Here is a 26,243-nt window from a genome sequence, read left to right as displayed (position 1 = left end):
CTAGAGTGAATCGAGGTGGCGGGTCACGGTGCTGCTGACGTATTCGACGCCTGCTGCCGACCCGGGGAGGATGTTGACGAACTGGAAGAACCCGTGCATCTGGCCGTCGAAGACTCGTAGCTGAACGGGTACCCCGGCGGCCTCGAGCTTCGCCGCATACGCTTCTCCTTCGCCGCGCAGGACGTCGTACTCGGCGATCAGCACGATGGCGGGCGCGGTGTTCGCGACGTCGCCCTGCAATGGTGAGACGTTCGCGTTGGCACGCGTGCTCGGATCGGGAGTGTACAGATCCCAGAACCAGTCCATCGCCTTCTTGTCGAGCATGAGTTGGTTGGCGGGGTCGAGATATGTGGCGTTCTCGGTGTCGCTGTCGGTGACCGGGTACACCAGCACCTGCAGGTCGAGTCGGGGGCCGTTCTGTCGAGCCGCCTGCTGAGCGACGACCGCGGCGAGATTGCCTCCGGAACTGTCGCCTCCGACGATCAGCGGTAGATCGGGATGGCGGGCGGCGGTCCATGTCAGGACGTCCCATGCGTCGTTCGCGGCGGCGGGATAGACGTTCTCCGGTGCCAGTCGGTAGTCGGGAAGGACGACGGTGCAACCCGTTCCGGCCGCCAACTGCCGGGCCAGGGTGTCGAACTGATCGGGATTGCCGACCACCCATCCACCGCCGTGGTAGTAGACGAACACTCCCCGTGGAGTGCTCGACGGGGTCAGGATGCGCACCGGGATCGAGTGCCCGTCGGCTGCCTCGACGGTGACGTTCTCGACGTCGGTCATCTCGGGCCCGGGGCCGTAGAGGCCGATGAAGTCGTCGTTCATCGCGCGGACTTCGTCCGGTGTCATCTCGTAGAGGGGCTTGCCGCCGCCCTCCGCGGCCTGCGCCAGGAAGCCTGCGGTCGCTTCGTCCAAACTCATTACGGTCCTGCCTTCTTGGGTGCGTTCTGAGGTAATCATGACTATCATAATGATAGAAAAAGAAGAGTGTCAACGATCACATCGGCGGGGTCGTCGAGTCGAGATCGGTGAGCGTGATGATGCGGGGTTCGGGCGATCGACAACCGCGGAGAGAATGAGGAGAAGTCATGGCAGAACAGGGTGCGATCACGACTGTGGTGGCCGACCGAGCCTTCCTTGAGTGCCCGCGCTGGAGGGACGGGCGACTGTGGGTGTCAGATCTGTACACCCGAGAGGTCTTGTCGATCGACGAGGACAAGGGCGTTCGGGTGGAGGCCACGCTGGACGACCAGCCCTCGGGTCTGGGGTGGTTGCCCGACGGACGGCTGCTGGTGGTCTCGATGGTCGACGGGCGGATTCTGGTGCGCGGCGACGATCGCGATCCACGGTCCTTGTCCGTGCACGCTGACGTCGCACACCTGGCGACGGGCAAACTCAACGACATGACTGTCGATCCGTCCGGTCATGCATTCGTCTCGACGTTCGGGTTCGAATTCCGCTCCCGTTCGTACGTCGAATCTGCGGTGCTGATCCATGTGGCGCCCGACGGCGCCGCACGCGTCGCGGCCGACGACCTGCTGTTCCCCAACGGGTCGGTGATCCTCGGCGCGGCTGACGATCCAGTGCGCGTCTTCGTCGTTGCGGAGAGCATGGGGAACCGACTGACGGCGTTCGACCTCGACCGGAACGGCGCACTGACGAACCGTCGGGTGTGGGCGGCGTTCGGTCCGGAGGTGCCGAGGACCTCGGTGCGCGACGCCATGGCCGCCTCCCAGGTGGCTCCGGACGGTATCTGCCTCGGCACCGACGACACCGTCTGGGTGGCCGACGCGCTGAATCAGCGTGTGATCCGGGTCGCCGAGGGTGGCGAGATCCTTGATGAGCGCCGATTCGGCACCGGCGTCTTCGCCTGCGCTGTGGGTGGCTCGCAGCACGATGTCTTGTACGCCTGTGCGGCGCCCTCGTCGTCCGAGCACCAGCGGCGTGACACGCGTGAGGCAAGCCTGCTCGCCGTCCCGATCTGATCGGTTCTGCTGTTCGGCGTTCCTACGGCGTTCTCGGCCACCGGCGGTGGCCGAGAACCACCGTGATCGCGCACAGCGTCGCGAAGACTGCGCCGCCGAAGCCGACGCCTGCGGTCATGCCTGCAGAAGTGGCGATCCACCCGCTGGCGACCGCGACGGTCCCGGTGAGGGCATAGGCGATCGATGCGTACTGGGATGCTGCCCGTCCCTGCTGGACGGGACCCATTCCGGCCGTGGCGATTCGTAATCCCGTCGCGTAGGCGAAGCCCTGGCCGATCCCCCACACAACGCATGCGGCAAGGATCATCGACAGATCGCCGCGCCAGACTCCGACGACGCACACTGCCGCGCCGAGGGCGATCGTCGCAGCCGTGGCCGGGGCAGGCAGTCGACCGATCACGCGCGGCGCGACACATGCGACGCCGATGAGCACGATAGGCGCCAATGCCGTCACCGTGATCGACGGCGATTTCGTCATGTCGGTGACGACGGTGGGCAGTAGACCGACGGCGACACCACCGATCGCCCAACCCGCGGTGCCGAGCGTGATTCCCGCCAATCGGACCCGACGGGGACTGCGACGGTCGGACTCGGTGCCGACCGTGGCCGCAGAGCTCGCGGACGGATCGACGACGTCGCCGGGGCCGGCGATCATCCGATTCACCAGGACGCGTGATGACCGGTGCAAGGCGATGAACGCCGTCGCCGTCACGATCAATGCTGCGATGTGGAGGTAGTAGATCGTGATGGTTGGCGCGGGCAACAGATCGGCGGCGGCCGCCGATGCGGCAAGTCCGAGGAACGACCCGAGCAGAGTCGCGGTGGCCGCGATCGCCCGACCGCGCTCGCCGCGGGTGGCGAGGACGATGGTGGCGGTGGCTCCCGTGCCCAGACCGACCGAGATTCCGACGAGGATCCGGCCCATGAACAGCCAGACGACAGAACCGTCTCCGGCCAGCAACGCCAGATCTCCCAGGGCGGCGAGCGTGATCGCGATGGGAAGTACCACCACGGCGTGCGACGACAGCCGAGTCCGGGCAATGGTGGTGAACGTTGCGACGAGTCCGACCAGGTATGCGGTGAACAGTGCGGTGACCGTGAAGGTGCTCAGATCGAGGCGATCGCGGTAGAGCGGCAGCAGCGGTCCAGGGATGTTCGATCCGACCGTCAGCAGGCAGAGTCCCGTCGTCGCGAGAACTCCGACTGTGGTCGCCCTCCGCATGCTCCGGTCGCTGTGAGGCGGTCCCGATGCTCTCACCTCGGCAGTTCGCAGTTCGTCAGTCACTCGCCCACACTTTCGTTTCCGCGGATTCCTTTACATCTATGATGATAATAGTTAGCGTGATTAACGTCACGACTCACCGTCATGTGATGGCTGCGGGTGCGACCAGGTTCGACACCCTGTGCGGCGACCGATTCCAAGGAGGACTTCATGAAGACAATGGGTGCGCTGATCTGGGAACCCGGAACTCGATCGGGCTGGAGCGTTGAGGAGATCGAGATCGACCCGCCGAAGAGTCGGGAGGTGAAGATCAAGCTCGCTGCCTCCGGCATCTGTCACAGTGACGACCACGTGGACACCGGCGACATCCCGCTCGACTGGGCCCCGATCATCGGCGGTCACGAGGGCGCGGGCATCATCGAGGAGGTCGGGCCGCACGTCACCGGCTTCGAGGTCGGCGATCACGTCGTTCTCTCGTTCATGCCCGCGTGCGGACACTGCGAGAAGTGCAACGTCGGGTTGACCAACCTGTGCACCATGGGGGCGGGTGTCCTCGGCGGCTTCGCGCCCGACGGTACGCATCGAATCCATGCGCGCGGTCAGGGCGTCGGCCCGTTCTCGTACCTCGGGACCTTCTCGCCGTACGTCGTGGTGAACATCGACTCCTGCGTGAAGATCGGCAAGGACATTCCCCTCGACAAGGCGGCGCTCATCGGCTGCGGTGTCCCGACCGGGTGGGGTTCCTCGGTGTACGCGGCCGATGTGCAACTCGGTGAGACCGTCGTGGTCATCGGCACCGGCGGGGTCGGCATGAACGCGGTCCAGGGTGCGGTGCACAAGGGCGCCAAGAACGTCATCGCCGTCGACCCGGTCGAATTCAAGCGGGATCAGGCGAAGAAGTTCGGTGCCACGCACACGGTGAACGACCTCACGCAGGCGGCCGAACTGGTCTCGGACATGACCGGCGGCCAGGGCGCCGACAAGGTGTTGATCACGGTCGATGTCGCGCACGGTGAACTGCTCAACCCCGCCCAGGAGATGGTCTGCCGCGGCGGAACGCTGGTAGTGACGTCGGCGGCGCCGGTGACGCAGCGCGACGTCCCGTTCGATCTCTTCACCTTCGCGATGAGCGGCAAGCGACTGCAGGGGACCCTGTACGGCTCCACCAATGCGCGTCGCGACATCCCGCTGATCGCCGACATGTACCGGCGTGGCGAGTTCAAGCTCGACGAGCTCGTCACGAAGACCTACGAGCTGGAACAGGTCAACGAGGCCATCACCGACATGCGGGAGGGCAAGAACATCCGCGGCGTCATCATGTACGACCTCTGAGCCGTCGACCCGTCATCAACAAGGAGAATCCATGCGAGCAGATGACATCAACGACATCGTCCGCGCAACGAATCTGTACGCGCGGGGGCTGGACCTCGCCGACCCCGATGAGGCGGCATCGGCCTTCGCTCCGGACGCGGTCTGGGACGCGACGGCCGTCGGCCTCGAGCGCTTCGAGGGGTACGACGCCATCCACGGCTTCTTCGTCGCCGATGCGGCCGCGGTCGCTCGCGGCGCGCACATCCTGACCAATCACATCGTCGACTTCGACGACGAAGACCACGCTCACGGCACCAACTACGTCTACGCGGAGGCGGAGATGAAGAGCGGTGCCGAGATCAAGGCGATCGCCTTGAACCGGGACCGGTACGTGCGCACCGCGGACGGCTGGAAGATCGCCGAACGCATCATCACGCCGATGACGACGCCGCAGATGGACGGCTTCGAAGTCTGACCTCCTCGCACGCGGCGAGTGTCTCCTCTGCTCGACACCGAGGAGACGCTCGCCGTCGTGCTTTGTCGGAGTCCGACTGTCCGGGCCGTACGACTGAGACAGCAGCACGAACTCGTCCTCAGTGCACGACTGACGGGTCAGGGACGCAGTCACCGTCCGAATCGTTGACACTGTGCTGATAATCATATCTACTATGATCATGAAATATAGGTCACAGCGTTCGACATTCGTTCCGCTGCCCCTCGGCTGCCGCATCGGTGGCGGTCTTCACGCCCGGTCCACCGGACCGGCGTTCACGAAAAGGACTCGACCATGAACATGACAAGAACGAAGACCGCGTTGACCGCAGTGGTCACGGCCGCAGTGCTCGCGGTGAGCGCATGCGGCGGTGGCACCGGAGGCGGGCAGCAGAGCGGGCAGGGAATCGCCTCGGACATCACGATCGCCGCGGTCAATGACCAGACCGGTCCAGTCGCGTACGCAGGCGTCGGGGCGAGCAAGGGCGCCGCGTTGGCGATCGATCAGATCAACGAGCAGGGTTTCCTGGGCGATGGTGTGACACTGTCGCTGGACCAGGTCGACACGGCAGGCGAGATCGATCGTGCGGTCAGTGAGATGACCAAGGCGATGGGTGACCAGAAGGTCTCGGCGATCCTTGGACCGACGATGGCGCAGCAGGCGGCAGCGGTGGCTCCGATGGTCGGGCAACGCAAGGTGCCGACCGTGTTCACCCAGTCCGGCGCCGACGGCGTGGTCGTCAACGACTACACCTTCCGGGCGACCGCTCCGATGGAGAGCTACTACGACATCGCCGCGAAGTGGCTTGCAGGGAAGGACCTCAAGAAGGTCTCGGTGATCTACAACGCGACCTATCCGACGTTCGCGAATCTCGGCAAGACGGTGTTCCCGAAGGAGGCCGAGGCCAACGGAATCACGGTCGGACAATCGATCGAGGTGCAGTCCACGACGCAGGACTTCACGGGGCAGGCACAGCAGATCGCGCAGGCGAATCCGCCTGCAGTGGCGATGATGTTGATCGCTTCGCAAGCGGTGACCTTCATGAAGCAACTGCGTCAGGCGGGCTACCGCGGGCAGATCGTCGGCACCTCGGTGCAGGGGTCGGGCAATGCGGCGCCGGCGGGTGCGGCCGCCGACGGTCTGGTCTATCCGGTCGACTTCTCGTCGGCGATGGACTCTGACGCCGCCAAGGCGTTCACCAAGGCGTTCACCGAGAAGTACGGCACGGCGCCTGACGCGTACGCCGCAGAGGGCTTCGACGCGCTCTGGTGGATCGCTCGCGGAATCAAGGCCGCGAACGACTCCTCGCGCGACGGAATCCGACAAGGCCTCGCCGAGGTCGCCGACAGCGGCTTCGACGGCGCCATGGGACAGCTGACCTTCGATGGCAACGACATGCGCGTCAACGGCGCAATGGTCACCTGGCGCGACGGCCGCGAATCGCTGGTCGAGTGATCCTGCACTCCAGAAGAGAGGCGTCACACGAGATGACGACGATGAAGAAGGCGGTCCTCGCCGCAGCGCTGGTGGCGAGCCTGGTCTTGAGCGCCTGCGGTGCGAACGGCGGCGGCGCGCTCCAGGCAGGCCAGGGTATCGCGAAGCAAATCACCATCGCCGCGGTCAACGATCAGAGCGGCCCCTACGGATATGCCGGTGTCAGCGCCAGCAAGGGAGCACGCCTGGCGATCGAGCAGATCACGGAGCAGAACTACCTCGGCGACGACGTTCGTATCGAACTCCAGCAGTCCGATCCGGCAGGTGAGATCGAACGCGCGGTCAGTGATGTCACCAAGGCGATCGCAGACAACAGCGTCTCGGCGATCCTCGGTCCGACCCTTGGACAGCAGGCGGCGGCCGTCGCGTCGATCGTCAACCAACGCACGGTGCCGACGGTGTTCACCCAGTCGGGATCGCCCGGTGTGGTGACCGGCGACTACACCTTCCGGGCCACGGCGCCGATGGAGACCTACTACACCGCAGGCGACAAGTGGCTCGCGGACAACGGGTTCGACAGGGTGTCATTGATCTACAACGGCACGCTGCCGACCTACGCGGCGTTGGTGAAGGACGTCATCGAACCGGATCAGCGCAAGTACGGGTTCAGCATCGATCAGACCGTCGAGGTGCAGTCGACCACCCAGGACTTCACCAGTCAGGCACAGCGGATCGCCGCGGCGGCGCCGAAAGCGGTGACCATGCTGCTCACCGCACCGCAGTCCGTCACCTTCATGAAGCAGCTCCGGCAGACCGGATACGCCGGACAGGTTCTCGGATCCACCAACCAGAGCGCTGGGATGATCGCGCCCGCGGGTGCGGCCGCCGAGGGGCTGGTCTACCCGGTGGACTTCTCCGCTGCGATGGACACGCCCGAGTCGAAGGCATTCGTCGACGCGTTCACGGCGAAGTATGGACAGGCGCCCGACCCGTACGCGGCCGAGGGCTTCGACGCGATGTGGTGGATAGCTCGCGGGATCAAGACCTCGAACGACTCCTCGCGTGAGGGCATCAGGGACGGACTGGCGAAGGTCGCCGCGCAGGGATTCACCGGCGCGATGGGTGCACTCACCTTCGACGGCAACGATATGCGCGTTCCCGGCGTCGTCGTCCGGTGGCGGGACGGTAAGGAGAACTTGCTCGAATGAACACACAGAACGGGACCGCGATCGGTGGAGGGAGCCCGCCATGCAGGAGATCCTGAATGCGGCGACATTGGGCTCGGTGTACCTCCTCTTCACACTCGGCATGGCGTTGGCCTGGGGAACGATCGGCATCCTGAACTTCGCACACGGAGCCACCTTCGTCTTCTCCGTTCTGGTCGCGCACTTGGTGACCAAGGAGGCTGCACTTCCGCTTCCGGTGGTGCTCCTGATCGCGGTGGCCGTCGGAGCGGTGGTGTCACTGCTGACCCAGTTGCTCGTCTTCCAGCGGATCGTCAACGCAGGCGCCGACCACCGGGCCACGGAACTGCGGATCATCATCGCGGGAATCGGAGTCTCGGCCATCCCGATCGCCGTGGCGCAGCGGGTCAGCGGTGCGAGTCCGTTCGGCTTCGACGCCGGCTACACGCCCTCGGTCTATGAGTTCGCGGGCATCCGACTGTCCACGACCACCCTCATCATTCTTGTCGCCGCCATCGGAATCGGTGTCGGACTGACCATGTGGCTCAAGAAGTCTCGGCAGGGGCTGGCGCTGCGCGCGATCGGCGTCGATCCGGAGACGAGCGAAGGCATGGGCGTCAACCGCAGCGCACTCGCGCTGAGCACGATGGCCGTCGCAGGCGCGCTGGCCGGACTGGCAGGAGCTCTCCTGACCCTGCAATTGGGGGCGATCGCTCCGGAATCGGGTGATCCGTTGCTGATCAAGGCCTTCGCGATCATCGTCCTCGGTGGTCTCGGTTCGATGGGGGGCGCGGTGCTCGGCGCCTACATCCTGGCGGCCGCGGAGACGGTGATGATCCATCTCGGTTTCGGCACGTGGGTCGACGCGGTGTCGTTCGGGTTGATCTTCCTGGTGCTGCTGTTCCGACCGCAGGGCATGTTCGGCACGAAGGAAGTGAGACGCACATGAGCGACTGGTACTACTCCAACACCGTTCTGCTGCAGCAGACGCTCACCACCGTGTTGATGGCATTGAGCATCCAGATCCCCATGCGGATGGGCGTGTTCTCCTTCGCAGGCATCGGCGCTTTCGGCATCGGCGGCTACACCGCCGCGGCAGCCATGCTGCACCTGGGCTGGGCGACTCTCCCGTCGATCGTCCTCGGCATGCTCATACCGGGCATCGTGGTGTATCTCCTCGGGTTGATCATTCACAAGCTCAACGGTCTGTACCTCGGTATGGCCACCATCGCGTTCACCCTGATCGTGGCTGTCGTGGCCGTGAACGGCGGCGAACTCACCGGCGGGGCAGCAGGGCTGTTCGGCGCGCTCGGCGACCTGACCTTCGAGTCGATTCTGGTCGTCACGATCATCGTCATCGCGCTCACACAACTCACCGAGTCGCGTGGGCTGTCACGGCGGATCGACGCGGTTCGCGAAGACCCCGAACTCGCGAACGCGATGGGCATCAACGTGGCGCGATACCGCAAACTGAGCTTCCTCGCGTCCGGACTGGTGGGCGGACTCGCCGGCGCCATCACGACGCTGTTGCGCAGCACAATCACCCCGGCGGAGGTGAACTTCCACCTGGTGGTTCTCGCACTGACGGTGATCGTGGTCGGTGGAACGCGCTCGTGGATCGGGGTCCTGATCGGATCCATCGTGTTCGTCTGGCTACCGACACTCGTGTCGTTCGTCAGCCAGTGGGAAGAGTTCATCTACGGCGTCATCGTGGTGCTGGCGGCGCTCTTTCTGCCGAACGGCGTGCTCGGCGTCGTGCGCGACCTCTGGCATCGAGTCCGTACCAGAGACGTGCGCGTCGATGACGCACCGCCGCACAGCGAGACAGTGGAGGCAATGCCATGACCGGAGACGATCGACAGGTTCCCCTTCTGGAATTGACCGACATCGCCGTGCACTTCGGCGGTGTCAAGGCGGTCGACGGCGTTTCGCTGGACCTCCATCAGGGACGCATCTACGGGATCATGGGGGCCAACGGTTCAGGCAAATCCACGTTGCTGGGCGCCATCACCCGACTCAACCCCCTCACACGGGGAATCATGCGGTTCGACGGACGCGAGTTCACGACCGTCCGACCCCACGCAGTGGCACATCTCGGCGTGGCACGAACCTTTCAGACCGTGCGCCTGATCGATGACCGCACGGTGCGCGACAACGTGCAATTGGGCGTCGACACAGTGTCTCGTGATCGACGTGACCAACTCACGTCGACGGTCGACGAGGTGATGGAACGTGTCGGTGTCGCCGCGGTCGCGCGCATGCGACCGAGCGAACTGTCGTACGGCATGCAGCGGCGCGTCGAGATCGCTCGGGCGATCGTCGCGTGCCCGCGGCTACTGCTGCTCGACGAACCGACCGCAGGTATGAACACCGCCGAGCGTGACGAGGTCAGCGAATTGATGCGAGCACTGCAGGTCGAGGGTTTCACCCAACTGCTCGTCGAACACGACGTGCCGATGATGGTCGACGTCTGTGACTACCTGTTCGGCATGAACCAGGGAGAACTGATCGCGCAGGGCGACCCCGAAGCTGTGGTCGCCGACGAGGCGGTTCGGGAGTCGTATCTCGGGAAGGCGGCCGGCAATGCTTGAAGTCACCGATTTGAAGGTGAGTTACGGCGCCGTCAACGCGGTACAGGGAGTCAGTCTGCGCGCCGCCGTCGGCGAGGTGACGCTGCTCCTCGGCGCCAACGGCGCCGGGAAGACGACCAGTCTGCGGGCGGTGGCCGGCTACCACAGACCGAAGTCCGGATCGGTCGTGGTCAACGGTGTCGATCTGGCGGGCAGTCGAGCCCACACCATGGTGCGCAACCGCCTGGTCCTCGTGCCCGAGGGTCGGCGGGTGTTCGCCACGCTCACCGTCGAGGAGAACCTGAAGATCGGCGGCTACCGAGCCCCGCGCGGTGCGGTCGAGAAGACGATCGCCGAGGTCTATGAGCAGTTCCCGATCCTCTACGACCGGCGGCGCTCGCAAGCGGGTCTGCTCAGCGGTGGCGAGCAGCAGATGCTCGCCTTCGGGCGCGCGGTGATGGCTCAGCCCACGGTGATCCTGATGGACGAGCCGTCGATGGGGCTCGCGCCGACGATGGTCGACTCGGTGATGACGAGTGTCCGAGCGATTGCCGACCGGGGGATCGCGGTGCTCATCGTCGAGCAGAACGCCGACGCCGGTCTGCGCATCGCCGATCGCGTATCGGTCATCACTCGCGGGAAGACCGTCTGGGCTGGCGCCGCGGCAGACGCAGACAAGGCGGCTGTGCACGCGGTCCTCGGTGACGCCGTTCTCGATGAGACCGAATCCGACCCGGTGAGGCTGGAGAAGACAGGGCTGGAGAGGACGGGCCTGGAGGGGACCGGGCTGGAGAGGACGGGGCTCGACGAGACGGGTGAAGACCGATGACGGAGCCGACCGCACCCGGCGGGCAGTCGCGTCCCGGCAGCACTGACATCGAGAGGCTCGCTCATGCTCGGCTCACCGCGGAGGCCGCGTCGGCCCTCCTCGCCGAGCAGACCGAATGCACCTTCTGTTTCCTTGACCGGGACGGAGCGCCTGCGGCAGTGGTGCTGAGCTTCGCCGTCGACGATGGCCGGTTCTGGTTCACCAGCGTGGACGGGCGCGTCCAGGTTCGCGGCGTGCAGCGCGATCCCCGCGTGTCGATCGTCGTCTCGGGCACCGGCACCGGGGCCCGAGGTCGTCAGATGCTCGCCGTCAAAGGCCACGCCACCGTGCATCGCGACATCGCCGGACTCGGTGACAAGCTGGATCTGCTCGCGATGCGGCTGGCGCCGACTCATCCGGAGAAGTTCATCGACCTGCTGACCAGCCCACGACGGTTGCTCATCGAAGTGACGCCGTCCGAGACGGTGGCCAGCCACGACTCCCGGCGGCTCGCAGGCGACGGCCGAGGCGGACCGGCACCGACACGCGAGGTGGACGGGCGGGCCGCGACATGATCCGAGACGGCGGCTACGCCCCGAGCATCGGAGACTGGTTGTCCGAGTGTGCCGATCGAGGCACGCACATCACCGTCGACGGACGGTCCACCACCGCCGCGGAACTGGACGCGGTCGCCACCGTGGCGGCCGCCGGGCTGTCTGCACTCGGACTGCGACCCGGCGATCGCGTCGGTGTGGTGATGGGGGCGTCGGTGGTCGCGTTGCAAGCCTGGTTCTCGATCGCTCGCGCGGGGCTGGTGGAAGTGCCGTTGAATCCCGACTCCGGCACCGACCTCCTCGAGTACTGCCTCGATCGGGCCGAGGTCCGCGTGGTGATCTGCGACGCCGCATCGTCCGACCGCGTTGCGGGGATCGCCGGGCGGATTGCGTCGATCGAACGGGTGATCATCGCGGATCGAAGCAGCGGCACCGATCCGGACGCTCTCGACTTCGCTGCACTCCTGGCCTCGTCCACGGATGCCCCGCCCGAGATCGCACCGCCCTCCGTCGACCCACGCTCGGCGGCGGTCGTCCTGTACACCTCGGGCACGACGGGTCCGCCGAAAGGTGTGGTGCTCAGTCACCGCGCCAACGTCAATCTGGCCCGCCACACCGTCGGCCTGATGCGATACACCAGTGCGGACCGCCTCTACAGCGTGTTCCCGCTCTATCACTCCAATGCTCGATACTGCTCGGTGATGGCAGGTATCGAGGCCGGTGCCGACGTAATCCTGCACCGTGCCTTCTCGGCCTCACAGTTCTGGGACATCTGTCGAGCCGAGCGGATCACCGCGTTCAATTATCAGGGCGCGATGATGAGCATTCTGTTCAAACAGCCGCCGCGCGGCGACGATCGCGGACATCCCGTGCGCGCGGCCTTCGGTGCGCCGTGTCCAGCGGAGATCTTCACTGCCGTCGAGGACCGCTTCGGCATCGAACTCACCGAGATCTACGGCAGCACGGAGACGTCGATCGTCTGCGACATGCCGCCGTCACGGCGTCGGATCGGAACGGCGGGCACCGAGTCGGTGAACTATCACGTCCGCGTCGTCGACGACCACGACGAACCGGTCGCGTGCGGAGTGGTCGGTGAGATCGTCGTACGGCCGAAGCGGCCCGGAATGATGTTCGACGGCTACGACGCCCGCCCGGAGTCATCAGTCCAGGCATGGCGAGATCTGTGGTTCCACACCGGCGACCGCGGCGTGCTGGATGCGGACGGCTTCCTCACCTTCGTTGACCGCGTCAAGGACACGATCCGTCGACGAGGGGAGAACATCTCGTCGTGGGAGATCGAGCGAGTGGTCTCCGACGACCCCGACGTGGCCCAGGTGGCCGCGTACGGGGTGCCGTCGGAACTGTCAGAGGAGGACGTGGCGATCGCTGTGGTGCCGGCGCCCGGCGCCCGACTCGATCCCGCGACGCTCATGGCTCGGGTCGATGGACGGCTGACGTCGTTCGCCCGCCCGCGATACGTCCGCGTGATGGATCGACTGCCGCTGACGCACAGTCAACGTGTCGAGAAGTACCGATTGCGCGCGGACGGCATCACCGCCCAGACCTGGGACCGCGAGGCGGTTCGGACATGAGTTTTGAACGGTTCCGGGTCGAGGACCTCGGTGACGGGGTCGGTCTGATCACCATGTGCCGTCCGGACAAACTCAACGCGATGGACACGGTGTGGTTCGACGAGTTGGTGACGCTCACCGAGGAATTGGGCCGGTCGACGACGCTCCGCGCTGTCGTGCTCACGGGTGAGGGCCGAGCCTTCTCCGCCGGAGGCGACATCGACATGTTCGCCGACCTCGACGGTGACGTCGGCCGAGTACGACCGCATCTGCGGCGCGTCTACGAGGCGTTCCACAGTGTGGAGCGATGCGCGATTCCGGTGATCGCCGCGGTCAACGGCATCGCGTACGGAGGTGGCCTGGAATTGGCTCTGGCGTGCGACGTCGTCGTCGCGGGAAGCTCGGCGAGATTCTCCTTCAAGGAGGTGACCGTCGGGCTGATGCCCGGGTACGGGGTGATCCGCGCACCGGAGGTGATCGGCAGGCACTGGACGCGGTGTCTCGCCCTGACCGGCCGCACCGTGGGTCCGGAGGTGCTCGAGCGCGCGGGACTGGTGGTGGAGACGGTTCCGGACGAGGACCTCCTCGAACGCGCGCTGGCGACCGCTCGCGAGATCGCAGCACACTCGTCGCTGGGGGTGCGAGTGGCGAAGGCGTACATCAACAGAGACACCGAGTCCGGTTATGCGGAGTCGGTCGAGGCGACCGCGCTGCTGTTCGGCACACCGGAGCACCGCGAGGCGGTGACGGCGTTCAGGCTGCGCCGAGAGTGACGACGCGATAAGCGTCATATTATGATTATCTATATCATGAATTTGTTCGTATCTGGCCGGCTCCGATCCGCTGTGTGTTCGGCGGCTTCGGACGGTCGGGGGTGTCATGTGGAAAGGAACGCGGATGACATCGCATCGGGGAGGCGCGAGGTCGGAGAAGGTCGCGCTGATCGTGGCGAGGGGAATCGTCCAGGACATCGACCGCCGTGGTCTCACGGTCGGCGATCGATTGCCTGCCGAACGGGCGATGCTGGAAGCGTACGGCGTCGGCCGCGGCACGCTGCGCGAGGCGCTCCGCTTCCTTGAATTGCAGAACGTGTTGTCGCTCAAGCCGGGGCCCGGAGGTGGTCCGACCATCGAAAAGCCCGACTCGTCAGCTCTCGCGAACGCGATGCTGCTGCTGTTGCAGTTCGAGAACGCACCGTTCGCCACCGTCGCCGAGACCCGAGGCGGCATCGAACCGCTGCTCGCGCGGCTGGCGGCATCCCGGATGTCGGACGAGTCGCTGTCTGCCCTGGCGGAATCAGTCGACCGGATGGCCGTCCATCTCGATGATCGGGCCGTCTTCCTGGAGACGAACAAAGAGTTCCACAACGGAGTGGCCTGGGCGACGGAGAACGCGCTCTTCGGGTTCCTGATCAACGCGATGCTGGACATCTTCGACGGCACTGTGGTGGGCGTCGACTACAACGAGCGACGCAGGCAGGCGGTGCTCAAGGCGCACCGGCGGATCCTGGACGCGCTGCTGCTGCGGGATTCGGACGCCTCGGAGGCAGCGATGGCCGAGCACATCGAGGAGTACGCCAGGTACATGGCGCGGAAGTACCCCGAAGCGCTCGCGCGCCCGATCACCTGGGACATCGGATGGCGAAACGGCCAACTCCTCGGCTGATCGGGCTTGAGGGTCTCGGCGTGATGCGCGCTCGTACGAGCCACTCGACCGTCCTGGGCGGCGGTCGCCTTCGGGAATCGAAACTCAGGACGTCCGCACCACCGACACTGTCGGTGGTGCGGACGTCCGGTGTGCTGTCCTGACCTCAGGCGACGACGAATCCGCGGTAGTCGTCCGCCGCGACCTCGTCGCAGGCCTGGCGGTAGACGTCCAGTCCGCCGACGTACGACATGATCACCCGCGGCTTGCCGGGCACGTTGACGCCCGTGTACCACGACTCTCCCTCGGGGTAGAGGGTGTCGTCGGCCAGCGCGACGGCGTCGCTGGTCCACTTCGCCGCGTCCGCGGCCGACGGCTCGACGCGCGTGGCGCCTCGACGCTCCAGTGCAGCGATGAAGTCGGCGGTCCACTCGACGTGCTGTTCGATCGCGCAGATGACGTTCGTCAGCACGTTGGGGCTGCCGGGGCCGGTGATCATGAACATGTTGGGGAACTCGTCGACGGCGATGCCGAGATAGGTGGTGGGTCCGTCGGCCCACTTGTCCTTGAGCTTTGTGCCGCCGACACCGCGGATATCCATGTTCAGCAGTGGTCCGGTGATCGCGTCGAAGCCCGTCGCGAGAACGACGGCGTCGAGTTCCACCTCCGTTCCGCCGACGCGCAACCCCTTGTCGGTGAACGTCTCCAAGGGCTGCTCCCGCAGGCTGATGAGGTCGACGTTGTCACGGTTGTACGTCTGGAAGTAGTCGGTGTCCAGGGTGATCCGCTTGGCGCCGAGGGGATACGTCCGCGGGCTGAGCTTCTCGGCGAGCTCGGGGTCGGCGACCGCCTCCCGAATCTTGCTGCGGAAGAACTCGGCGATCGTCTCATTGGCCTCGCGGTTGCTGAACAGGTCCGGGTAGCTCGCGATGAGATCGATGGCGCGGTGACGGTCCCAGCGTTCCTGATAGACCGACTCCCGCTGCTGGGGCGAATGCTCCAGAGCGCTCACCTCCAGGGTGTCGGTGTACTGCCCGGTGCCGCTGGCCATCGACTTGGCCTTGTGCTCGTCGATGGTGTCCTTGAAGTTCCGGACCTCTTCGTCGGTCAGCGCGCGGTTGCCGCAGGCGAGACTGAACGCCGGCGTGCGCTGGAAGACCGTCAGATGTTCAGCCTGCTGGGCGAGCAACGGGATCACCTGAACGCCGGACGAGCCGGTGCCGATGACGCCGACGCGCTTGCCGGTGAAGTCGACCCCGGCAGCGGGCCAGTCGGCGGTGTGGACGACGTCTCCGGCGAAGTCGGCAAGTCCCGGGAAATCAGGTGTCAGCGACGTCGACAGGCAGCCGACGGCCGTGATCAGGTACTTCGACCGGGTGACGGCGCCGGAGTCCGTGGTCGTGACCCACTGGGCCGCGGAATCGTCGAACCATGCCGAGACCACCCGCGTGTTGAACTGGAAATCCGGGGTGACCCCCAGTCGGTCGGCGGCGAAGTTCAGGTAGCGCAGGATCTCCGGCTGTGACGGATAGCGTTCGGTCCACGTCCACTCGTCGATGAGTTCGGGAGCGAAGGTGTACGCGTACTCCATGCTGATCACATCGCAGCGAGCGCCGGGGTAGCGGTTCCAGAACCAGGTTCCGCCGACGCCGTCGCCGGCTTCGAATCCTTGGACGGTCAACCCCAGTTCGCGGAACTTGTGGACCATGTAGATGCCGGAGAAACCTGCTCCGATCACGACGCCGTCGACGGTCGGTACGTCGACTCCGCGATCGTCGGCTGCCTGCGAGAAATTGTTGTTCATTCGCCAGTGAATCCTTTCTGAGGGCGTCGGCGTCCCACTGTGACGACGAGTGGGGAGATCGTGCGGACGACGCCGACGACGTGACTGAGTTCACGATAACGATTATCATGGATGCCGTCGAGGGTGAAGGTGTTTTGAACATTAGCTGATATTGATGATCATGATCCGGTAGGTTTGACGACGGGGACGGCGACCACAGACCGTGCGGTCTGCGCAGACCCGTCGTGACGATGATTCCCGACGAGACGGGAACGCGATGAAAGGAACGACGTGGAATTCGGCATTCTGATGGGAGACCAGCCCGTCTCTACGCCCCCGGAAGAGCATTTGGATCTGATGCTGCGCAAGGTGGAGGCTGCGCAGCGCGCCGGATTCACCTACCTGACGATGGGGCAGCACTTTCTGTACCAGGACTTCCGCTGGTTCCAGCCGATTCCGCTGTTGGCGCGGCTGGCGGCCGAACTCGATGACGACGTCCGGATCGGAACGACTGTGCTCATCGGACCGCTGCATCATCCGGTGCAGCTCGCCGAGGACCTCGCGACCCTCGACGTGATCACCAAGGGCAAGCTGGTCGTCGGCATCGGCACCGGGTACCTGGAGCACGAATACGACGTGTTCGACCGTCCGTACAAGAAGCGGTACGGGCTGTTGGAAGAGCAGATCGAATTGATGACTCGGTTGTGGACCCAGGACCGAGTCACCTTCCACGGCAAGTTCTGGAACGTCGAGGACCGGCCGACTCACCTCCACCCGATTCAGAAGCCGCGGCCGCCGATCTGGCTCGGGGCCATGAAAGAGCAGGGCGTGCGACGAGCCGCACGGCACGGCGATGTCTGGACCATCACACCGCAGCAGACACTCGAGCAGGTCGAGGCGCTCATCGACCTCTACGTCGACGAGCGTCGCGCGCTGGGGCTGCCGCTGACCAAGTTCCCCCTGCGGCGAGAGCTGCAGGTCGCCGACAGCTTCGACGAGGCGTTGAGCGATTTCGCGAGGGTCGCCCGAGGCAAGTACGTCTCCTATTCGCAGCAGGGGATGGGTCTGCTCGACCAGGAGCGAGTGGAGCGGGAGTTCTTGGAGAACGTCAAGGATCACGTGCTGCTCGGATCGGGGGAGCAGGTGCGCGCACAGATCACCGAGATCGCCGGAAGGCTGCCTGTCGGCCCGTTGCTCGTCCGACCGCATTGGCCGGGAATGGACGCCGCGCAGACCGAGGCCTACCTCGAACGCGTCGGTCGGGAGATCGTCGAGCCGCTCGCGGACCTGGAGAGCGTCGACTTCGTCGAGCCCGCCTCCTGATCGAACAGCAAGGAGCGTCCGACCGTGACGTCGGACGCTCCCTGCTGTTCGTTGCTGGCATCCCCAGGCGAGGACGAGGCGCTGCTGAAGTCAGTGGTCAGGCCGTCGCGACGGCGTCGTTCGGACGCTTGAGCATCAGGCCCGCGCGATGGCAGATGTGGACGATCTCGTCACGCTGGTTCAGGCCCCGGTGCTCGAAGTAGACGATCCCGGAGTCGGTGCGGCTCTTGGACTCTCGCTTGTCGAGAATCGTGCTCTCGGCGCGGATGGTGTCCCCGTGGAAGACCGGGTTCGGGAAGTCGAACTTGGTGTAACCGAGATTGCCGAGGGTGGTGCCCATCGTCAGGTCGTAGACGATCATGCCGCCGACGAGGCCTGCCGTGTAGAGGCTGTTCATCAGCCGCTGACCGTGCGGCTGCGTCTTCATGTACTCGGCATCCAGGTGAATGGGTGCCGGATTCATCGTGATCGAGGTGAACAAGACATTGTCGTATTCGGTGACTGTCCGCGACCAGGCGTGGCGGTACTCCTTGCCGATCTCGAATTCCTCGTACCAGAGGCCGGGCATGGGTTCTCCTTATCGTGGTGGGGTGGGGATCAGGGCTGTCCGCCGTCGACGGTCAGCATTGAACCTGTGGTGTACGAGGCGGCGTCACTCGCGAGATAGAGTGCCGCGCCGGTGATCTCTGACGGATCGCCGCCGCGGCCCAGTGCGAAGGTCTCGGCTCTGCGCGCGAAGGCGTCCGAATCCCACGACTTGCTGACGTCGGTGAGAAAGGTGCCTGCGATGATCGCGTTGACCCGGACTGTCGGACCGAGTGCGTGCGCCAGGCCCACCGTCATCGCGTTGAGCCCGGCCTTCGCCGCGGCGTAGGGGACGGTGTGCGGCCGCGGCCGCTGCGAGGCTCGGCTGCTGATGCTGATGATGGAGCCGCCGCCCTGCGTCGCCATCTGCGTTCCGGCGGTCACCGAGAGGCGGAACGGCCCTTTGAGATTCACGTCGAAGACCTTGTCCCAGAGGGCCTCGGTGATGGTGTCGACGCCGTCGTAGAGCGGCGACATCCCTGCGTTGTTGATGAGGACGTCGAGCCTGCCCAACTCAGCCACGATCCGGTCGACGGTCGGCTGCGCCGCGTCCCAGTCGCCGACGTGGTAGGCGAGGGGCAGGGCGCGACGGCCGGTGGATTCGCGGACCTCGCGGGCCGCGTCCTCGCAGGACTCGAGTTTGCGGCTGGCGATGACGACGTCCGCCCCCGCCTCGGCGAGGGCCTGGACCATCGCGCGGCCGAGACCGCGACTGCCTCCGGTCACCAGCGCGACCTTGCCGGTCAGATCATGACTGGTCATGGACATGTTCGTATCTCACTCCTGAGAGTAGGGTGTCTGGGGCTTTACCGGGCGTCGCGAGGGCGCGGCGGTGGTGGGAACTGGGGGGCGCGGCCGGCGAGGAAGGCGCCTGAGCCCTCGACCATGTCCGGACTTCCGATCGCCTGCAACAGCATGCCGAGACCATTGCGCATCGAGTCCTGCGCGGTGTTCCAGTACAGATTGCTGTTCAGCTTGGTGATCTCGAGGTACCGCGGGCTGAGCGCCTTGATCTCGTCGATCCACTCCTCGACACGGGCAGTCAGTCGGTCGCCGGGCACCACCTCGTTGATCAGCCCGAGGTCGAGCGCCTGTTGTGCGCTGTACCGGCGGCACAGCATGGCCATCTCCTTGGCACGTTTCTCACCGATTTGAACCGGCAGAACGTTGGTGGCTCCGAGTACTGGTGAGGAGCCCACCCGCGGCCCGGTCTGTCCGAAGGACGCCTTCTCAGCGGCGATCGCGAAGTCACACGCGATCACCAACTCGTTGCCGCCGCCCGCCGCGGGACCGTTCACGGCGGCGATCACCGGGCGGGGGCAACTGCGGATCGCATCGCAGACCTTCAGCGAGGCGGTGAACAGCTCGCGCAGCAGAGCGGGGTCCGGATCGTCGAGCTGATCGAGTGCTCCGCCCGCGCAGAAGCCGCGGCCGGCGCCGGTCAACACCACGGCGTAGGCGTCCGAGGCGGATTCGAACGCATCGATCATGGCGCGCGCCATGTCGATGTCGTAGGCGTTGAGACGGTCGGGTCTGTCGAGTTCGACCCACACGACATTGTCGCGTCGGGTCACGTTCACGCCGCTCATCGGCGTCCTCCTTCGTTTCGGGGCTAGACGGATGCGTACTCGGCGGCGGACCGGCCGACCGCCATCCGCGCCGGAACGAGGTCGCGGGGACGATCGACGCCCAGCCAAGCCGACAGTGCGCCGTCAGGCGATGTCCAGGTGACGGTGTCGAGGACGCCGTGGTCCGAGAGCGTCACCGCAACGGTGTCGTCGGGTCCGTGGGAGCCTACGTACTGAATCTTGTGGCCGAACTGGTCCGACCAGAAGTAGGGGACCGGGTCGTACGGTGACGCGTCGCCGAGGAGTGCTGCGGCGGCGGTTGCCGCGGCTCCTCCCGCATCGTCCCAGTGCTCGGTCACCACATGGCGCCCCGCGCGCGGCGACCATCGCTGGGCGACGTCGCCGACCGCGACGATGCCGGGGGCATCGGTGCGGCAGAACTCATCGGTCAGGACTCCGCGATCGGTACTCGGTCCAGTGCCGGAGAGCCAGCCGATGGCCGGACGGACACCGATGCCGGTGACCACGACGTCCGCGGGAAGCAGGGATCCGTCGGTGAGTACGACGCCGTCGTCGAGGACTTCGCGCACGGCGGTATCGCAGCGCAGATCGACACCCGACCACCAGGTCGCGAGACGGTCGGCGACCTCGATGCCCAGCGCGTTCGCCAACGGTGCCTGCCCGAACTCGATGCAGGTGACGCTGCACCCGCGAGCCGTGGCGGCGGTCGCCACCTCCGCGCCGATCCAGCCGGCCCCGATGATCACCACGCGGGCACCGGGAGTGAGCCGCTTGCGCAACGTCAGTGCGTCGTCGATGGTTCGGAGCGTCAGCTGTCGTCCGTTCCCGGGTACCGTGATCGGTTCCGCGCCCGTCGCGATGACCAGGCCGTCGTAGCGCACGTCGCCCTGATCGGTTCGCACGATGCGGTCAGTGACGTCGATGCCCGTCGCTGTGCGGCCGAGATGGGTCGAGACCTCGAGCTTGGTCGGATCGAACGGCAGCGAGGTGGCGTCCTTGTCCCCGACCAGGACGCCCTTCGACAGTGGTGGGCGGTCGTACGGGAGATGCCGTTCGGCGGCGATGAGATCGATCGGACCGGTCAGCTTCTTCCGTCGCAGGGCCGAGATCACCCGAGTCGCGGCCAGTCCGCCGCCGACCACGACCACGCGGCCGTCTGCCGGGATCGGTTCGGGCACGGCGTTCATGAGGCCTTCGTGTAGTGCTCGCCGAACAGTGGAGTCTGGCCCAGCAGGCGCTCTCCCGGAGTGAAGGTGACCGGGATCGAGTGATAACCGGCGTTGGTCCCCTGGTCGGGGTAGGTGACCACGTTCTCCATGTCGACCACGTAATCGCTCATCCGCTCGAACACCTGCGTGAAGATCTCCCGTGCGAGAGCCTTCGCGATGTACAGACCCGCGCAACGGTGCACGCCGACGCCGAACGCGATGTGCCTGTTGGGCCAGCGGGTGATGTCGACATCGTCGGGGTCGCTGAATTGCTCGGGATCTCGGTTGGCCGAGGCCCACGAGAGCAGGGCCCGGTCACCCTTGCGGACGGGGCACCCGTGGAACTCTGCGTCCTCCATGACCGTGCGTCCCAGTGCCTGGGTCGGCGAGAAGACCCGGAGGAACTCCTCTAGCGCGATGTCGAGCATCGACGGATCCTCGATCAGCTGCGTCCGTTCGTCGGGGTTCTGGTACAGCCACACGAGGGACTGGGTCACCAACGATGCGGTGGTGCCGACGCCGCCGGAGATGATGAGTTCGAGGATCGAGTAGATCTCGTCGTCGGTCATCGTCTCGCCGTTGATCTCGGACTGGATGAAGTAGGTGGTGATGTCGTCGCCGGGGTGCTCGCGGCGGTAGCGGATGTGCGCGCGAACGGTCTCCTCCACCCGTGGCACAGAGACATCGGCGGCATGCCGGTACTCGGCTGAATCGGGTGCGGCCGAGACGAGGGTGTGCATCGCGTCGACGTAGGTCTGATACTCGGACGGGTCCAGTCCCAACCAGTCGATGACGACCATCGCTGGGACGCCGGCCACGATGGCGAGGTCGGCTTCGCCGGTCTCGATCACCGAGTCGATGATGCCCGTGACGTAGTGCTTGATCATCGGTTCGAGATTCTCGACCGTCCGCGGCGCGGTGACCTTGTTGATCAGCTTTCGGTACGGCGCCGAGTTCGGCGGATCGATCTCGATCGGGATGTGGAACTCGGTCGGCGCCTTCGGGATCGTCACCGCGAGGCCGGGGCCGCCGTACTCGTCGTGACGCGCCGACGAGAACATGTCGTCGTTGCGCGAGGCCTCGTACACCGAGGCGTAATCGGACAGCACCCAGAATCCGCCGTGCGCCTCCGTCCAGGCGACCGGAGACTCTTCACGCAGTTTTCGGTAAATGGCCACATGGTTCTCGGTGTGCTCGGTTGAATGGTGATCGAACTGGGTAACCGGGCAGCGGCGCTCGTTGGTCACGTCGTCTCCTTTATGTGTGCCGTGTCTCTAATACTATGATAATAGTTATTACCAGTTGGACGTCAAGCGGTCGGGTGCGATCACGAGCATCATCCACAGTCCGGCTGCTGGTGAAGAGTCGAAATGGAGGTCGAAGTAGATGAGGATTCAGGCAGATCAGTCGAAGTGTCAGGGGCACGGCCTGTGCCGGATGTCGGCGCCGGACGTATACGACACCGACGACGAGGGTCAGGTGGTCGTTCGCTTCGAGGGCGACATCCCGGCCGAACTCGAGGACAGCGCTGTTCTCGGAGTCGAATCGTGCCCGGAAGTCGCACTGACGGTCATCGACGACTGACCCCGGACTCAGCCGGGTGACGCCACGGCCGGGACGAGCATCACGAACAGTCCAGTGGTGATCGTTCCGGCCGCGTCGTCTCTGATTCGGCCGAACACTAAGGCGTGTCTGGTCGGAGCCACCACGCGACGTGCCCCGCCGAACTTCGAGTTCGGCGGGGCACGCGGCGTCGGACGGGCCGATCAGTACATCATCAACTTGGTCTCCAGGAACGCCCCGAGGCCTTCGACGTTGCCCTCGCGGCCGAGGCCGGACTGCTTGTAGCCGCCGAACGGCTGGGTGACGCACATGTCCCAGTTGTTCACGCCGATCTGGCCGGTGCGGATCCGCCGGGCGATCGACTCGGCGGTCGCGTCGTCCTTGGCGTAGACGGCGCCGGAGAGCCCGTACTCGGTGCCGTTCGCGATGTCGACCGCCTCATCGATCGTGTCGTAGGGCATCACGCAGATCACCGGGCCGAAGATCTCCTCCTTTGCGATGCGCATGTCGCGGGTGACGTCGGCGAAGATCGTCGGCTCCACGTAGAAGCCCTCGCTCAGCCCCTCGGGGACGCCGCCGCCGATCGCGACGCGCGCGCCCTCGTTCTTGCCGATGTCGATGTACTCGAGCACTCGCTGCTGTTGACGCTCGGCGGCCAACGGTCCGAGTGCGACGTCCTCGTCGCGTGGATCGCCGACCTTGATGCCTCGATAGGCCTCGACCATCGCGGATACGATCTCGTCCTGGCGGTCGCGGGGCACGAGGACGCGGGTCAGCGCGGCGCACACCTGCCCCGAGTTGGCCAGGCCGCCGAACACGAGCGTGGACATCACGTTCTCCAGAGGTGCGTCCTCGGTGATGATCGCCGCCGACTTCCCGCCGAGTTCGAGGCTGACGCGGCCGATGCGATCGGCCACCGCGGCCATGATCTTCCGGCCCGCGGCGGTGCTTCCCGTGAACGAGACCTTGTCGACACCGGGGTGTTCGACGAGGTACTGGCCTGCATCTCGACCTGCGGGCACGACATTCACCACGCCGGCGGGCAGGCCCGCGGCCTCGAATGCCTCGGCCAGCATCATCACGCTGACGGGTCCCTCCGGGGCGGGCTTGAAGACGACGGTGCAGCCTGCTGCGAGCGCCGGCCCGATCTTGAGTGAGGCTGTCGCGACCGGCCCGTTCCACGGGATGATCGTGGCCGCGACGCCGACCGGTTCGCGGACGAGTTTGCCCTGTCCGCCGTTCTCCCAGGTGCGTTCTTCCTCGAACTCGAAGCGCTCATGCAGGGTCGACGAGTCGCCCCACATCTTGCGGGCGTTGTCGTGGAAAGCGTTCGACACCGCTGCCGGGGCGCCGATCTCGTTGGTGAAGGCCTCGGCCATCGCCGGGATGCGCTTGACGACCTCGTCGCCGATGCGCTTCAAGTAGACCGCGCGCTCGGCGGGTGTCATCCGTGGCCACGGTCCCTCGTCGAATGCGGTGCGGGCAGCTGCGACGGCGCGGTCTATGTCCGCCTCGGTGGCCTCGGGGACGGTGGCGATGATCGTGCCGTCGATGGGGGAGACGACCTCGATCTTGCGATCGGTGGCGGGCGTGACCCACTCGCCGCCGATGAACAGTTTGTCGTAGCTGGGAATGGTCATGAAGTCCTCTTCTGTGTGGGAGTGTGCGGGTTCGGGTGGGGGAGGATATGGGTCAGGACAGGATGAAGCCTTCGTATCCGTTCGCGGCCGACTTGTCGATGGCGGCACCGTACTCGACGACCCCCGCGGCGTACGGCATGAAGATCTGAACCTTGCCGTCGATGTTCGCACCGCGATACCAGGAACCGGAGTCGCCGTTGGGCCACAGCGTCATTCCGGCCACCTCTTCGACGGTCTGCACCCAGGCCTCCTGGGCGTCCTCCTGCGCCTCGATCGTCGTGTATCCCTCGGAACGCATCGTGTCGAGCAGTCGGGAGATCCACTCGACGTGCTGTTCGATGGCGGTGATCATGTTCGCCAGCACCGACGGACTGCCGACGCCGGCGACGATGATCATGTTCGGGAATCCGGCAGCGCCGAGGCCGAGATGGGTCTTGGCGCCGTCCTGATTCCAGATGTCCGACAGTCGGCGCCCTCCGGTACCGCGGATGTCCACCGTGGTGAAGGCTCCGGTGAAGGCGTCGAAGCCGGTGGCGAGCACCATCGTGTCGACCTGGTACTCGGTGCCGTCCGCGAGACGGAATCCGGTCGGGGTGAAGGTGTCCAGCGGTGTCGTCTTCACGTCGACGAGTCGGACGTTGTCGCGGTTGTAGGTTTCGTAGTAGTCGGTCGCGACGACCGGACGCTTGGCCCCCAGCGGATAGCTCATCGGCTTGAGTGCGTCGGCGGTCGTCGGATCGTCCACGGTCTCGTCGATCTTCGCATGGACGAACTCGGCCACGGCATCGTTGGCGGCCTGATCGAACATCAGGTCCGCGAAGGACCCGAGGAAGTTGATTCCGCCGCCGTCCCAGCGCTCTTGGAAGGTCGCCTCTCGCTCTGCGTCGTCGACCTCGAACGTGGTCTTGGGGTTGTCGTCACGGAAGACGCCGGCCGGGTGTGTCCGGTTCCGGACGCGACGATCCGGGTAGTCGGCCTTGATCTCGTCGAGCTCGCCGTCGTTCAACGGACGGTTCCGCGTCGGGATGACGAAGTTGGGGGTGCGCTGCACCACGGTGAGGTCGGCGACGGTCTTGGCGAGTGCGGGGATCACCTGAGCGCCCGTCGAACCGGTTCCGACGACGCCGACTCGGTGGCCCGCGAGGTCCTCGCCCTCGGGCCAGTCGTAGGTCCGCAGAACGCGGCCGGTGAAGGCATCGAAGCCGGGGAGGTCGATGTCCTTGGGGACCGAGAGACAGCCGACGGCCATGAGCAGGAAGCGAGCGCGGTACCGGCGTCCATCGGACGCGGTAGCCGTCCAGACGGATGTCGACTCGTCCCATTCCGCACCGGTCAGGGTGGTCTCGAAGTCGATGTCCTTCCGTAGGTCGAACCGGTCGGCGACATGGGTGAGATAGGCGAGGATGTCGTGCTGTGCGGGGTACTTCTCGGTCCAGTCCCACTCCTGCTGGAGATCCTCGTCCCAACTGTAGGAGTAGTCGACGCTTTCGACGTCGCATCGGGCGCCCGGATACCGGTTCCAATACCAGGTGCCGCCGACCTCCGGTGCGCGCTCGACGACGCGAACCCTATGGCCTTCCGATCGGAGCCGGTGGAGCAGGTACAGGCCGGAGAAGCCTGCACCGACGACGAGGACGTCGTAATCGGTGTGCGACGGAGTTGCTGACATGCGGATCGGTGCTCCTTGTTTCGAGGCGGCGTGACGTCGGGGATGTGTTGCGCTTCGGCTTCGTGCAACGGGTACGGCCGAAACGGTGTGACACAAACTATACGCATGGT

The 26,243-nt window shown here is 65.7% G+C and carries 25 protein-coding genes; 15 read left to right on the top strand and 10 right to left on the bottom strand.

Going from position 1 to position 26,243, the window contains the following annotated elements:
* On the bottom strand, nucleotides 1-918 hold the full coding sequence (locus tag GH2_RS06470; RefSeq protein ID WP_066164718.1) for an alpha/beta hydrolase: 918 nt from the start codon (nucleotides 916-918) through the stop codon (nucleotides 1-3).
* Nucleotides 919-1,085: 167 nt separating this feature from the next.
* On the opposite strand from GH2_RS06470, the gene GH2_RS06465 reads away from it, so the two are divergent.
* Nucleotides 1,086-1,982, top strand: coding sequence for an SMP-30/gluconolactonase/LRE family protein (locus GH2_RS06465; protein ID WP_066164715.1), 897 nt, complete (start codon nucleotides 1,086-1,088; stop codon nucleotides 1,980-1,982).
* A gap of 22 nt (nucleotides 1,983-2,004) precedes the next feature.
* Here GH2_RS06465 and GH2_RS06460 read toward each other — a convergent pair whose 3' ends face one another.
* Nucleotides 2,005-3,204: an MFS transporter gene (locus tag GH2_RS06460; protein ID WP_066164712.1), complete on the bottom strand. Its 1,200-nt coding sequence runs from the start codon at nucleotides 3,202-3,204 to the stop codon at nucleotides 2,005-2,007.
* A 210-nt stretch (nucleotides 3,205-3,414) separates the two neighbouring features.
* Here GH2_RS06460 and GH2_RS06455 point away from each other — a divergent pair, with 210 nt between their 5' ends.
* From GH2_RS06455 to GH2_RS06400, 12 genes are all read left to right on the top strand, one after another.
* On the top strand, nucleotides 3,415-4,536 hold the full coding sequence (locus GH2_RS06455) for an NDMA-dependent alcohol dehydrogenase (RefSeq protein WP_066164709.1): 1,122 nt from the start codon (nucleotides 3,415-3,417) through the stop codon (nucleotides 4,534-4,536).
* A 31-nt stretch (nucleotides 4,537-4,567) separates the two neighbouring features.
* Nucleotides 4,568-4,990, top strand: coding sequence for a nuclear transport factor 2 family protein (locus GH2_RS06450; RefSeq protein WP_066164706.1), 423 nt, complete (start codon nucleotides 4,568-4,570; stop codon nucleotides 4,988-4,990).
* A 318-nt stretch (nucleotides 4,991-5,308) separates the two neighbouring features.
* A complete protein-coding gene (locus GH2_RS06445) occupies nucleotides 5,309-6,463 on the top strand; it encodes an ABC transporter substrate-binding protein (RefSeq protein ID WP_239588411.1) in 1,155 nt (384 codons plus the stop codon).
* A 32-nt stretch (nucleotides 6,464-6,495) separates the two neighbouring features.
* Complete coding sequence (locus tag GH2_RS06440; RefSeq protein WP_066164700.1) at nucleotides 6,496-7,650, top strand: ABC transporter substrate-binding protein; 1,155 nt, start codon at nucleotides 6,496-6,498, stop codon at nucleotides 7,648-7,650.
* Between the two features lie 40 nt (nucleotides 7,651-7,690).
* Entirely contained in the window at nucleotides 7,691-8,575 is an 885-nt protein-coding gene (locus GH2_RS06435; protein ID WP_066164698.1) for a branched-chain amino acid ABC transporter permease, read from the top strand.
* Complete coding sequence (locus GH2_RS06430; RefSeq protein ID WP_066164696.1) at nucleotides 8,572-9,471, top strand: branched-chain amino acid ABC transporter permease; 900 nt, start codon at nucleotides 8,572-8,574, stop codon at nucleotides 9,469-9,471. Before GH2_RS06435 ends, GH2_RS06430 begins: the two co-directional genes overlap by 4 nt.
* On the top strand, nucleotides 9,468-10,217 hold the full coding sequence (locus tag GH2_RS06425) for an ABC transporter ATP-binding protein (protein WP_066164694.1): 750 nt from the start codon (nucleotides 9,468-9,470) through the stop codon (nucleotides 10,215-10,217). Before GH2_RS06430 ends, GH2_RS06425 begins: the two co-directional genes overlap by 4 nt.
* Nucleotides 10,210-11,025 (top strand): ABC transporter ATP-binding protein, encoded by an 816-nt coding sequence (locus GH2_RS06420; protein WP_084247348.1) that lies wholly within the window; start codon nucleotides 10,210-10,212, stop codon nucleotides 11,023-11,025. Before GH2_RS06425 ends, GH2_RS06420 begins: the two co-directional genes overlap by 8 nt.
* The gene (locus tag GH2_RS06415) at nucleotides 11,022-11,579 is read left to right on the top strand and encodes a pyridoxamine 5'-phosphate oxidase family protein (protein ID WP_084247347.1); all 558 of its coding nucleotides are present in this window, start codon (nucleotides 11,022-11,024) and stop codon (nucleotides 11,577-11,579) included. The genes GH2_RS06420 and GH2_RS06415 overlap by 4 nt, the downstream gene beginning before the upstream one ends.
* Nucleotides 11,576-13,150, top strand: coding sequence for an AMP-binding protein (locus tag GH2_RS06410; RefSeq protein ID WP_066164691.1), 1,575 nt, complete (start codon nucleotides 11,576-11,578; stop codon nucleotides 13,148-13,150). The genes GH2_RS06415 and GH2_RS06410 overlap by 4 nt, the downstream gene beginning before the upstream one ends.
* Nucleotides 13,147-13,902, top strand: a complete 756-nt coding sequence (locus GH2_RS06405; protein WP_066164689.1) for an enoyl-CoA hydratase/isomerase family protein — start codon at nucleotides 13,147-13,149, stop codon at nucleotides 13,900-13,902. Before GH2_RS06410 ends, GH2_RS06405 begins: the two co-directional genes overlap by 4 nt.
* 124 nt (nucleotides 13,903-14,026) lie before the next feature.
* Nucleotides 14,027-14,794: a FadR/GntR family transcriptional regulator gene (locus tag GH2_RS06400; RefSeq protein ID WP_066164686.1), complete on the top strand. Its 768-nt coding sequence runs from the start codon at nucleotides 14,027-14,029 to the stop codon at nucleotides 14,792-14,794.
* A gap of 145 nt (nucleotides 14,795-14,939) precedes the next feature.
* On the opposite strand, the gene GH2_RS06395 is transcribed toward GH2_RS06400, so the two are convergent.
* Entirely contained in the window at nucleotides 14,940-16,577 is a 1,638-nt protein-coding gene (locus tag GH2_RS06395) for a flavin-containing monooxygenase (RefSeq protein WP_066164683.1), read from the bottom strand.
* A gap of 270 nt (nucleotides 16,578-16,847) precedes the next feature.
* On the opposite strand from GH2_RS06395, the gene GH2_RS06390 reads away from it, so the two are divergent.
* Nucleotides 16,848-17,879, top strand: a complete 1,032-nt coding sequence (locus GH2_RS06390; RefSeq protein ID WP_066164680.1) for an LLM class flavin-dependent oxidoreductase — start codon at nucleotides 16,848-16,850, stop codon at nucleotides 17,877-17,879.
* 97 nt (nucleotides 17,880-17,976) lie between these two features.
* Here GH2_RS06390 and GH2_RS06385 read toward each other — a convergent pair whose 3' ends face one another.
* The 5 genes from GH2_RS06385 to GH2_RS06365 are packed head-to-tail and all read right to left on the bottom strand — an operon-like array spanning nucleotide 17,977 to nucleotide 22,508.
* Nucleotides 17,977-18,447: a MaoC family dehydratase gene (locus GH2_RS06385; RefSeq protein ID WP_066164677.1), complete on the bottom strand. Its 471-nt coding sequence runs from the start codon at nucleotides 18,445-18,447 to the stop codon at nucleotides 17,977-17,979.
* A 29-nt stretch (nucleotides 18,448-18,476) separates the two neighbouring features.
* Complete coding sequence (locus GH2_RS06380) at nucleotides 18,477-19,232, bottom strand: SDR family NAD(P)-dependent oxidoreductase (RefSeq protein ID WP_066164672.1); 756 nt, start codon at nucleotides 19,230-19,232, stop codon at nucleotides 18,477-18,479.
* 38 nt (nucleotides 19,233-19,270) lie between these two features.
* Nucleotides 19,271-20,053 (bottom strand): enoyl-CoA hydratase/isomerase family protein, encoded by a 783-nt coding sequence (locus GH2_RS06375; RefSeq protein ID WP_066164669.1) that lies wholly within the window; start codon nucleotides 20,051-20,053, stop codon nucleotides 19,271-19,273.
* Between the two features lie 23 nt (nucleotides 20,054-20,076).
* The gene (locus GH2_RS06370) at nucleotides 20,077-21,240 is read right to left on the bottom strand and encodes an FAD-dependent oxidoreductase (RefSeq protein WP_066164666.1); all 1,164 of its coding nucleotides are present in this window, start codon (nucleotides 21,238-21,240) and stop codon (nucleotides 20,077-20,079) included.
* Nucleotides 21,237-22,508, bottom strand: a complete 1,272-nt coding sequence (locus GH2_RS06365; RefSeq protein WP_066164663.1) for a cytochrome P450 — start codon at nucleotides 22,506-22,508, stop codon at nucleotides 21,237-21,239. Before GH2_RS06365 ends, GH2_RS06370 begins: the two co-directional genes overlap by 4 nt.
* Before the next feature lie 139 nt (nucleotides 22,509-22,647).
* Here GH2_RS06365 and GH2_RS06360 point away from each other — a divergent pair, with 139 nt between their 5' ends.
* Complete coding sequence (locus GH2_RS06360; protein WP_066164661.1) at nucleotides 22,648-22,845, top strand: ferredoxin; 198 nt, start codon at nucleotides 22,648-22,650, stop codon at nucleotides 22,843-22,845.
* 182 nt (nucleotides 22,846-23,027) lie between these two features.
* Here the strand turns inward: GH2_RS06360 and GH2_RS06355 are convergent, their stop codons facing one another.
* Nucleotides 23,028-24,464, bottom strand: coding sequence for an aldehyde dehydrogenase (locus GH2_RS06355; RefSeq protein WP_066164659.1), 1,437 nt, complete (start codon nucleotides 24,462-24,464; stop codon nucleotides 23,028-23,030).
* A 52-nt stretch (nucleotides 24,465-24,516) separates the two neighbouring features.
* Nucleotides 24,517-26,133 (bottom strand): flavin-containing monooxygenase, encoded by a 1,617-nt coding sequence (locus GH2_RS06350; RefSeq protein WP_066164656.1) that lies wholly within the window; start codon nucleotides 26,131-26,133, stop codon nucleotides 24,517-24,519.
* Between the last annotated feature and the right edge of the window lie 110 nt (nucleotides 26,134-26,243).

Source organism: Gordonia hydrophobica NBRC 16057 (genome assembly GCF_001592365.1).
Taxonomy (GTDB): Bacteria; Actinomycetota; Actinomycetes; order Mycobacteriales; family Mycobacteriaceae; genus Gordonia; species Gordonia hydrophobica.
The sequence above is the reverse complement of the archived record's forward strand: the minus strand, read 5'-3'. Positions and strand labels throughout refer to the sequence as shown.